The sequence below is a fragment of the Aliterella sp. E5.1 genome (assembly GCF_057473825.1).
In genome coordinates, this window is the sequence record NZ_JBYCCV010000127.1 from 1 (window position 1) to 8,986 (window position 8,986).

The following is an 8,986-nucleotide window of genomic DNA, read 5'->3' on the forward strand; positions in this document are numbered from 1 at the left end:
CACTAAAATCTAGTTTTCTGTGGGTACTTTGGCTATAAGTGACATATACACCGTAGCGAACTAACTATGTTTATTACTCTGTCGCCTGATAGAACAAGCGCCTCGATTGCCCGATTTTATCAAAATGAAATAGTAAACTTCGCGGTATATATTCTTTTCTATAGTAACTTGAGATTTCCGCCATTTGATAAGCATGGCCGCCCTAAATATCTCGAACATATGGACATCGAGTCGGTGGATATCAATAGGGAAAGCTGGGATGCCTGGCTAAATCGAATAGTGCGCTCTCAGCTCATGAGTTTGTTAGCCGCAGAAAATAGGGACTACTCAGACGAATCATTAGTTAATAGCACTCTTTTCTGTTTACCTCTGACGATTGACGGAAATCCTGGCTTTGAACCTACTCTTTATGAGCTTTACCGTAATGTTGCAAACGAGGTGAGGAATGAGCTAGGCGAATTAGAGGTGTTTGACAACCCTATTGAATACTGGCAAGGTTCTAATGAAACAAAGCAAGTGTTACATAAACTATGGAACAGATTTAGGGTTGATCCATTTAATAGAGTTCATTTCGTTGACGATTTGAGTAGAGCTAACAGTATAGATATATACAAGAACATAAACGAGACGCTGAGGAATGAGCTTGGTGAAGCAAAATTGTTTTTGCCTTTTTATTTCGTACAGTACAGAGAACCTGTATGTTATATAAGCGAATCATCAATTATTCTTGGATTGAAGGACACAATATCTCCCGATAGCTTCATCTCATTGATAGGGCAAGCTATTAGAGACTATGTGAGAGGCAATCGCCTGTATTCGCTCGATCCTATGTTTGCTTGATTAGATTGCCTAGAATATACCAAGACAGGTATAAAAAATCGATCTACGAACGATTTCTCATAAGTTCATAATCAGGCGGCAACTTTTGCGGTACCAGACAATAGCCCATAGCCTTCATGATGGATGTGACGTTTCCAAGGCGTGGGTTGCCGTTACCGGATAAGGCTTTTTGTATCCCTTGTCTGGTCATGCCAGTTCTTCCCGCTATATCGCTGACACCCCGGACACGGGCGATGATGCGCAACGAAGCGAGTAAGGTTCCAGTATCGTTATCTTCCGCATAATCTTGAAAAATTTCTGTTAAATAATCGTCTATCTCGTCAGGGTGATCGCGAAAATATCCTTCTGTGAACTCATCGAGTGTTCTAAGTTTTTCCAAGGCTTTTGTACTCCTTCCAATAAGCTTTGGCGTTCTCAATATCCCGTCCCTGGCTGTCCTTGTCGCCACCGCAAAGGATAACAATAATGTTTCCAGCATCTTCACCGAAATACACTCGATATCCGGAGCCAAAGAACAGGCGCAATTCGGAAAGCCCTTTGCCTATCGGTTTAACATCTCCGTAATTCCCCTGTTGAACGCGAAACAGACGTCTGATGATTCGCCGTCTGCGGTGGTAGTGCGGCTCCACCCATCATTAGAGCTCTTGCAAAAGGTCAACAAGTCATAGACAATTCATAGTTGTAAAGCCCAGCAATCAAGTTGAAGCGCAAGCCAAAACGCCTGTGGCGATTGCGATAGCGCTCCGATAGAATTCGAAACCGCTTAAGATATCCATTGACGTGCTCAATGACTACTCGCTGTTGAGCCAACTGCCGATTTTCCCGTCGCTGCTGGGTACTCAAAGTAGCCTTTGGTGGCTTTTTGTGAGGGGTGCGACTATTGGGATGGAACTTTCTTAGCCCCTGGTAGCCCTTGTCGCCCAAACACTCAATAGTCGGATGAAACCGAATGCCACTAATTTTGAGGAGACGAAAGTCGTGGGTCGTGCCTTTGCCATGGGCACTACAGATAATCTGTCCCGTTGCTTGGTTGATGACCACTTGAGACTTCAAAGTATGTTGCTTACGCTTGCCAGAGTAGAAGGCTCGCTGTTTTTTTGGGGTCGCTCTATGGGATGTTCCATCACATCAACTACGGCAATGACCAGTTCATGGTCTGCCTCCAACAGCTTTTTGCGCCCAGGCAGCCGGAACAGACCCGAGTTGACCAATTCGGTCTCTACTCGACGCATGATCCGATAAGCTGTGGATTCGTTTACTCCCCAAGACTGGGCAATATGAAAGTAAGTTCGATACTCACGCAGATACTCTAGGCTTAGGAGCACCTGGTCTGGAATTGAGAGCTTGCTGGGTCTGCCAGGCTGCTGGTTGGCTCTGGCTTGCTCGACGACGGCAACCATTTGCTCGAAGGTCGCTCGATGTACTCCGCACAGTCGCCTAAACTGGCTAGGCTTGAGTTGTTTTACTTGCTCGTAGGATGGCATAGGGAGGATCTTTCTTCTCTACTCTTGCTATTCTCTACTACCCTTTTGCAAGAACCTTAATCGACTAAACTTGAAAAAGCTAGCTCAATAGCAAATCCCATGGTCGCCAACTCCCTCCGCTGGATCACCCGGGACCTCGATGCTATGCCCGACGAGGGTGGTTGGAAGCGCTATGAAATCATCAGTGGAGACCTGTACGTGACCCGTGCGCCCCACATTCGCCACCAAGATGCAGGTGGCAACATCCATGTGGAATTGGCTATTTGGTCTAGACAGACTCAACTTGGTAAAGCCTTTGAAGCCCCTGGCGTTATTTTCACCCCCAATGATGCCGTGGTTCCCGACGTGGTTTGGGCCAGTAATGATCGACTCGCTAACGGCATCGACGCCGCCGGGCACCTCGTTGTCGCCCCTGAACTCATTGTCGAAGTTCTTTCCCCAGGCGACCTAAACGAGCGGCGGGATAAAGAAGTTAAGCTCAAGCTCTACTCCCTCTATGGTGTTCAAGAATATTGGATTGTCAGTTGGCAGCTTAAAAGCCTGGAAATTTACCGCCGGGCAGAGGCTCAACTCCAACTCGTCGGCACTCTCATTGGAGATGACACCCTGACATCACCCCTACTGCCAGGGTTCAACATCCCTATTGATCAACTTTTCCTATAGCCATGGGCATTCCCTTTAGTCATTACTTCTAGAGACACAACCTTTGAGGCGTCTCAACAGTTGTGCAACACCGACCATCCAAAGAGGATGCATAGCTAAGGCTAACCGTTAGGCAGCTGATTTGGTTCAATGCTCATAGTTGTAGCGCAGGGTCAAATATCGATGCGATCGCAAGATTAAACCTTCTTGCTCTAACTTGTTGAGCAAGCGAGTAATTGTCACCCTTGAAGTCCCCAAGGATTCGGCAATTTCTTGATGGGTCAACCGCAGATCAATCAAGTGACCCCCGCTGACAGCGCGGCCAAACTTCTGTCCCAGCCAGGTCAAAAACCGAATTAGACGATAGTGAACCCGTTGGGAGTGAACGATTCTCAGCAATTCTTCCCCCTGTTGAATATGGAGCAGGATTGCATCTAAGGCCTGATCCCACAGGTGGGTCGGCAACTGAGTTACCTCCACGCTGGTCAAGCACTCGATCCGATAGGGATGCACTTGCGTCAGCGGGCTACCCACGACATCCCCCGGTCCCCAAAAACCTAAGGGGGTGATTATGCCATCCTTACTCCAGGTTGAAGTGCGAACCACGCCCCGGTCAATTTGCCAGAGAATCCCTGGTTCTAAGGGAATCCGGTCATGGTGTGCAAAGGTTTTTTGAACAGGCTTCGGAGCTAAAACGGAAGCTGAAGTAACCATAAAGCAATATTTTTAGAAATTAAGGAACGATGAAAGCTAGCAGCAATAGCTGCCTAAGTCGTTGAGCAAATTAAAGCTTGGATAAGACTTTTAACTCTGGAGAATAGGCAGTCCTCTCCTGATCAGAGAATCCTTTTTTCTATCCTTGAAAGCTCTTTGAAAATAATTTCTAGTAAGAGAGGTGACTGCGTATTACATACTCTTGCATGGTAATGTTTCCAACCTAGAAGCTGATAGATGGTTGAAGAAATAAGATCGCTAAGCGTCTGCTCTCTTTTGGTAAGCTGAAACGCAGATCATCTAGATCTTCCTATGCTTACTCTGTAGGTCTTACCGTCCCTAAACGATCAGGTATTGCCTCCCGTCTATTGCTTAAGAAGTTAGCTCTGATATTTGCAAATTATTTTTATTTGCCGACCTCAGTCAGCATAGGGCCAATTGCAAAAAAATGTCAATAGTTAAAATGAAAACCTTTCTTAAACTGTTTAGTTCAAAGCTCCTTCTAGGCTTGGTACTACTCGACTGTCTCGCCCTCTGGGGATGCAATATCAGTGGCGAAAAAGTTGCTGAAAAAGGGGTTGATGAGCATTCTCAGAATGAATCACTCAATAAATCTGCGAAGTCATCTGGCACTATCCAGCATGCCATGGGAACCACGGAAATCAATGGAAGTCCTGGGAGAGTGATTACATTAACCAATGAGGCCACTGATAGTGTCTTAGCGTTGGAGGTTAAACCCGTTGGATCTATCAAATCCTGGAGTGGGGATCCTTACTATGACTACATTGAAGATGAACTAACTGGCGTTCCCGTTATTGGGGACCAATATCAACCCAACTTGGAGAAAATTGCCACTCTAAAGCCGGATCTAATCCTAGGTAGCAAGGTCCGCCATGAGCAAGTTTATTCTCAGCTCTCAACCATCGCACCGACAGTTTTTAGCGAAACCTATGGTCCGACCTGGAAGCAGAATTTAAGACTTTAACGTGAGTTCCGGTTAAGCAGCAGGCGGTAAGGCCCACTCTAGATGCAAACTTGGCTTTTTGGGCTGATGGCAATAGGCAATCAGGCCACAGATAATATTGACAAAGCAGTTTGTCGGACTGCGGTGCCGAGAATGCTCAATCTGAGAGATGTTCTTCAGCTGGTCGATGATCGTTTCGACAATGGCGCGCTTGCGGGACAATAGCTTGTCCGTTAACCGCATCAGCTGATTCTTCATGTTGCGCCGGGGCTTGGCAAAGAACTCGATGCCGAAGGTTTCGAGCAGTTGCTTGGCCAGCTTGTGAGAGACATAGCCGCGGTCAGCAAACACCTTGCCGCTGAGGTGAGTGAGCAGGTCTACAACGGGCTTGCGGTCATCTGTGTTGCCGGGAGTGATGGTGAGGTTGAGCAGCTCACCGCATTCGCTCACCACCAGGTGCAGCTTGAAGCCATAGAACCAGCCCATCGCAGTTTTGCCCCTGGCCGCTATCGACTTGAACCCCTTGTGTCCAGAGACCCGGCGATTGTGGCAGACCTTCAGGCTGGTCGCATCGATAAAGCTGATACCGCTGCACTGGCCCAAGCAATCCTTCAGGTAGCAGCACAGGGGGAGCAAGCACGAGGGTATCCAAGTTACCAAACGCGGGTAGCTCACCAGCTTTGGAAACGCCGCCTGCCAGTACTGGCAGACGTGGTGAACGTAGTAGCGCTTGAAGTTGCGATAATGGCTTTGGTGAAAGGCAATCAGAATTGTCATCACTTCGCTCAGACTCAGCGACCGTTCTCGCTGACGGGTTTTCAGGCCGTTGCTGAGTAACTGGCGCTGCCAGTGAGGCTCAAAGGCTTGGCAAAAGTCATCGACGTGGCAAAAGAGTTCTTCTAAGCTAGTCATATTGGAGGACGGGGCTGAATGGTTTACAACTTCAGCGTACCTGCTCCTCCATTTCCTGGTTTGCGCCGATTCTCTTATCCAGAACTGACGTTACTTTAAGATATCTGAACATAATCACACTGTTGAGATTACCGGTTGTGCATCATGTAAATGTAGGTTTAGTGTAGAGAGGAGAACCCTCTACCTACCTAATCCTCCTATGCAATGCCCATTGTGTGGTCATCCCAAGGCTCATAAGCATGGCCAGATGCCAAATGCAACCCAGCGCTACTTTTGTCCGATTTGCCAGCAGACCTTCAGCGAACGATTTGATACGCTCTACTATCGCCGCCAGATTAGTCCAGAGAAGATCCGCCAAGTTCTTCAAGCTCATGCTGAAGGCAGCAGTTTGCGAGGAATCGCCCGGACGAGCGGACTGGCTTACAATACCGTCGTCTCCCTAGTACGGGCTGCCAGTCAACGTGCCCAGCAGATTCATAATGCTCAAGTGAAGTGTGTCAAGACTGAAGATGTCAGTGCTGATGAGATGTGGTCCTTTGTCAAAAAAAGCAAAAACACTGCCTCCCGGTCGAGCTAGAGGTTGGAGATTGTTGGATGGGCTTAAGTTTAGCAAACACAAGCGGCTTGATTTTGGCCTGTCGAGTGGGCAAGCATACAGACCAGCTACTCGATGAGCTATTGACGAGCACTGAGGGTAAAACAGCTTGTAAGCACTGGAACAGTGATGATTGGGGTGGCTATGAGCGGATTTTGCCGCTAGAGATAACGCATTACATTGGTAAAGATAAAACTCAACGTTTGGAGCGCACCAATGGCATTGTCCGAGAGCAAACTGGGCGATGGCATAGACGCCAGCACAAATTTGGCAAAGCCTGGGAGCAAACGAAAGTGAGTGCGCGCTTGGTCGTGAGTTACTTCAACTGGGTCTGGCAGCACAGTCGGCTGAAGACAACTGCTGCTCAACGAGCAGGCTTAGCATCTCGTCCTTGGAGCTGGAATGATATTGCCACCTATCCCACAACTATTTGACGCACAACCGATTTAGTTCCAGGGGTAGCCTCTGTTACAAAACTAAAAACTTCTGCCAATTTGGCAACTTCTGTCGCCCAAACCCATCTAGTATTCCAGAATGTTGAGGGAAATACCTGAACCTGAGGATGATTGCCGTTTTGGTGCAAACTTTTGTATCATTCAGCATTGGTACTACCCCCATCACCTGAAAACTAAGTGAGGGTTCAACAACTTGCCAGAGTAAACCCCGCAGCGAAGTTGTCGTTTAGTTTTAGCAAGGACCTCGATGCCGAATAAGCGGAGCAAGCGAAAAAAGACTCAGAAGTTTTGCTGTGTTCACTGCCAGCAACGACTGTGGCGCTTGAACGGTGAAAAGTACTCCTTACACTACAAAGAGGTCGCGGAGATCAAGCATCACCTGGGCGTCTCCCGGAAAAACGCCATGCTTTTAGCTGCTAAAGGGGCTTGTGTGGATGCCAATGCCTGGCTGGAAGAGTTTTTCTGTGGTGAGCATGGCAAAATGTGGATGCTGGTCTCCAAACAAAATGATGGTCAGTTAAGTGCCCGCCCCGCGACCAGCGAGCATTGGCAGCGGACAACTGGAACCGTTGACCCAAGTCTTCCTAACCCCTCGATCAGTGAATTTAGCTACTACATGAGTCGCCGGACCCATACCAACTTAATCGGGAAGTTTAAATCCGAATAAGTCGCTATCAAGTATCTAGGGCCTGATTCTGGAATTTATTCACCACTGATAAAACTATTCAACTTTCTTTGTGCTGATGCTGGCGGCAAAGGAAATAAGCCTGTTGAGGTAGGCTCAGCTTCAGGAAGTTTAAACCCTCACAAGTAGGAGCTTTAGTGGCTCCCAACTCCTTCTAGCGATGCAGGTTCTCTCTAGCAGCTCTCGTTAAAGTAATGGTGTTTTCCTCACCCCAAGGCAGGTATTATGTTTCTGCATAAAAAAGAACCCATTCATAGCGTCAATATTGAGGGGGCAGATCCTCGATTTGCTCAGCTACTCCTAGAACAGTTTGGCGGAGCAACTGGGGAACTTTCAGCTGCGCTGCAGTATTGGGTACAGTCTTTTCACATTGAAAATGCTGGCATCAAGGATATGCTGCAGGATATTGCGATCGAAGAGTTTAGCCATCTGGAAATGGTGGGTAAATTAATTGAAGCGCATACAAAAAACGTTGATCAAACAGATGCTTATAAGAGCACCTTGTTTGCGGTCCGGCGCCCGCGTCGCCGGCCGGCCTCCGCGCCGACCTGGGGACGCCCTTCCGCGCCGCCGCGCCCGACGGCGTCCTCGTCGTGGACGGCCCCGGGCTGCTGGGCGAGGGCCTGCGCGGGCTCTGGAACTTCTCGGTCTGGATCGAGCACGACCCGGAGCGCGACGCGGACTGGTCGTTCGTGGCCACGGGCCGCAAGGACCCGCTGGGTGCGCCGCGCGAGGTCGCGTCGGTGCTGTTCGACGACGCCGACCACGAGCGGCCGCGGCGGTTGTTCGCGGACTCCTGCTGAGCCGACGCTGCCGCTACCGCGGCCGGTCGAATCGCGCCCCCAGCGGGTTCGACGGCAGGGCCGTGAGCACCAGCTGCACCACCCAGCCGAACGGGACGAACGAGATGAAGTACCACGGGCCGGCCAGGTTCGCGTCGTGCAGGCGGCGCCAGATCAGGGCCAGGTGGGGCACCAGCGTCGCGAGGACCCAGACGATCCAGACGGCGAGCAGCACCCAGAACAGCGGTCCGACGATGCGCGGGGAGCCGGTCATCCGGAAGCTGCCGCTCAGCCGGCTGATCACGACCACGAACAGCCAGTAGGCAATGGCCAGCAGCACGTCGAACAGGAAGAACCACCAGTACTCGCCGCGGCTCGCCCGTCCGGTGAAGTCCGCGTACTTGGTGAAGAACCGGCGGATCGCGTCGCCCATGGTGGCGCCGTAGAGCGGCGCCCACAGCGGCACAGGACCGGATGGCGGCGGCGGGGCGGACGGCGGCGGCTGCATGGACATCGGTGGTCCCCCTCTCGCGAGGCTACGAGTACAGGATGCGACGGGCGCCTCGTCCCGCACCACCCTGCTGTCCACGGCGTCCGCGGCGGCGAATCGCCGCGGAATCGAGCGCCCTGCCGTGTCGCGCGGCGTCCCCGGGTTAGAGTTTGCTCCTGGGGGGACCGCCGCATCGAACGGATTCGAGGACCCCAGCCATGCCACGTCAGGAGCGCGCCGAGCGCAGCCGTGCCAGCATCCTCGACGCGGCCGCGGACGAGTTCGATCAGCACGGCTACGCCGGAGCCCGGCTGGAGCGGATCGTCGAGCGCACCGGCCTGACCAAGGGCGCGGTGTACTTCCACTTCCGGTCCAAGCTGGACCTGGCGAAGGCGCTGGTGGCCGAGAAGTACGGCAACTGGC

Annotated in this window: 14 protein-coding genes and 1 pseudogene; 8 read left to right on the forward strand and 7 right to left on the reverse strand. The window is 50.8% G+C overall.

Translation table 11 applies throughout. The annotated features are described in order from the left end of the window. The first annotated feature begins 66 nt into the window (after positions 1-66). Positions 67-840, forward strand: a complete 774-nt coding sequence (locus AC2VE5_RS22315) for a hypothetical protein (RefSeq protein ID WP_486889873.1) — start codon at positions 67-69, stop codon at positions 838-840. A gap of 43 nt (positions 841-883) precedes the next feature. Here AC2VE5_RS22315 and AC2VE5_RS22320 read toward each other — a convergent pair whose 3' ends face one another. From AC2VE5_RS22320 to AC2VE5_RS22330, 3 genes are all read right to left on the reverse strand, one after another. Further along, the gene (locus AC2VE5_RS22320) at positions 884-1,318 is read right to left on the reverse strand and encodes an addiction module antidote protein (RefSeq protein WP_486889874.1); all 435 of its coding nucleotides are present in this window, start codon (positions 1,316-1,318) and stop codon (positions 884-886) included. Further along, complete coding sequence (locus AC2VE5_RS22325) at positions 1,206-1,469, reverse strand: type II toxin-antitoxin system RelE/ParE family toxin (RefSeq protein WP_486889875.1); 264 nt, start codon at positions 1,467-1,469, stop codon at positions 1,206-1,208. The genes AC2VE5_RS22320 and AC2VE5_RS22325 overlap by 113 nt, the downstream gene beginning before the upstream one ends. Before the next feature lie 25 nt (positions 1,470-1,494). Further along, positions 1,495-2,324 (reverse strand): IS5 family transposase gene (locus tag AC2VE5_RS22330; protein ID WP_486889876.1). Its coding sequence is split into 2 segments (ribosomal slippage): positions 1,495-1,940 and positions 1,940-2,324, totalling 831 coding nucleotides; the frame shifts between segments, so codons are not numbered across the junction. A gap of 99 nt (positions 2,325-2,423) precedes the next feature. Between AC2VE5_RS22330 and AC2VE5_RS22335 the strand changes: the two genes are divergently transcribed. After that, complete coding sequence (locus AC2VE5_RS22335) at positions 2,424-2,987, forward strand: Uma2 family endonuclease (protein ID WP_486889877.1); 564 nt, start codon at positions 2,424-2,426, stop codon at positions 2,985-2,987. Positions 2,988-3,113: 126 nt separating this feature from the next. Here AC2VE5_RS22335 and AC2VE5_RS22340 read toward each other — a convergent pair whose 3' ends face one another. Continuing rightward, complete coding sequence (locus AC2VE5_RS22340; RefSeq protein WP_486889878.1) at positions 3,114-3,680, reverse strand: Crp/Fnr family transcriptional regulator; 567 nt, start codon at positions 3,678-3,680, stop codon at positions 3,114-3,116. A gap of 448 nt (positions 3,681-4,128) precedes the next feature. On the opposite strand from AC2VE5_RS22340, the gene AC2VE5_RS22345 reads away from it, so the two are divergent. Further along, positions 4,129-4,665 carry an ABC transporter substrate-binding protein gene (locus tag AC2VE5_RS22345; protein ID WP_486889879.1) on the forward strand — a complete coding sequence of 179 codons (537 nt, stop codon included), beginning with the start codon at positions 4,129-4,131 and terminating at the stop codon, positions 4,663-4,665. A 12-nt stretch (positions 4,666-4,677) separates the two neighbouring features. Here the strand turns inward: AC2VE5_RS22345 and AC2VE5_RS22350 are convergent, their stop codons facing one another. Beyond that, positions 4,678-5,556: an IS982 family transposase gene (locus AC2VE5_RS22350; protein WP_486889880.1), complete on the reverse strand. Its 879-nt coding sequence runs from the start codon at positions 5,554-5,556 to the stop codon at positions 4,678-4,680. 199 nt (positions 5,557-5,755) lie between these two features. Here AC2VE5_RS22350 and AC2VE5_RS22355 point away from each other — a divergent pair. Beyond that, positions 5,756-6,585 (forward strand): IS1 family transposase gene (locus AC2VE5_RS22355; RefSeq protein ID WP_486889881.1). Its coding sequence is split into 2 segments (ribosomal slippage): positions 5,756-6,097 and positions 6,100-6,585, totalling 828 coding nucleotides; the frame shifts between segments, so codons are not numbered across the junction. On the opposite strand, the gene AC2VE5_RS22360 is transcribed toward AC2VE5_RS22355, so the two are convergent. After that, positions 6,567-6,734, reverse strand: a complete 168-nt coding sequence (locus AC2VE5_RS22360) for a hypothetical protein (RefSeq protein WP_486889882.1) — start codon at positions 6,732-6,734, stop codon at positions 6,567-6,569. The two genes, AC2VE5_RS22355 and AC2VE5_RS22360, sit on opposite strands and share 19 nt — an antisense overlap. A 119-nt stretch (positions 6,735-6,853) precedes the next feature. Between AC2VE5_RS22360 and AC2VE5_RS22365 the strand changes: the two genes are divergently transcribed. From AC2VE5_RS22365 to AC2VE5_RS22375, 3 genes and pseudogenes are all read left to right on the forward strand, one after another. After that, entirely contained in the window at positions 6,854-7,273 is a 420-nt protein-coding gene (locus AC2VE5_RS22365) for a hypothetical protein (RefSeq protein ID WP_486889883.1), read from the forward strand. A 243-nt stretch (positions 7,274-7,516) separates the two neighbouring features. Next, positions 7,517-7,807, forward strand: a pseudogene (locus tag AC2VE5_RS22370) (manganese catalase family protein); the annotation flags it as partial. A 77-nt stretch (positions 7,808-7,884) separates the two neighbouring features. Next, on the forward strand, positions 7,885-8,094 hold the full coding sequence (locus AC2VE5_RS22375) for a hypothetical protein (RefSeq protein ID WP_486889884.1): 210 nt from the start codon (positions 7,885-7,887) through the stop codon (positions 8,092-8,094). 13 nt (positions 8,095-8,107) lie between these two features. Here AC2VE5_RS22375 and AC2VE5_RS22380 read toward each other — a convergent pair whose 3' ends face one another. Then, a complete protein-coding gene (locus tag AC2VE5_RS22380) occupies positions 8,108-8,587 on the reverse strand; it encodes a DUF805 domain-containing protein (RefSeq protein WP_486889885.1) in 480 nt (159 codons plus the stop codon). Positions 8,588-8,781: 194 nt separating this feature from the next. On the opposite strand from AC2VE5_RS22380, the gene AC2VE5_RS22385 reads away from it, so the two are divergent. After that, positions 8,782-8,986: TetR family transcriptional regulator (locus AC2VE5_RS22385; RefSeq protein WP_486889886.1), on the forward strand; the 205-nt coding region annotated here is incomplete at its 3' end.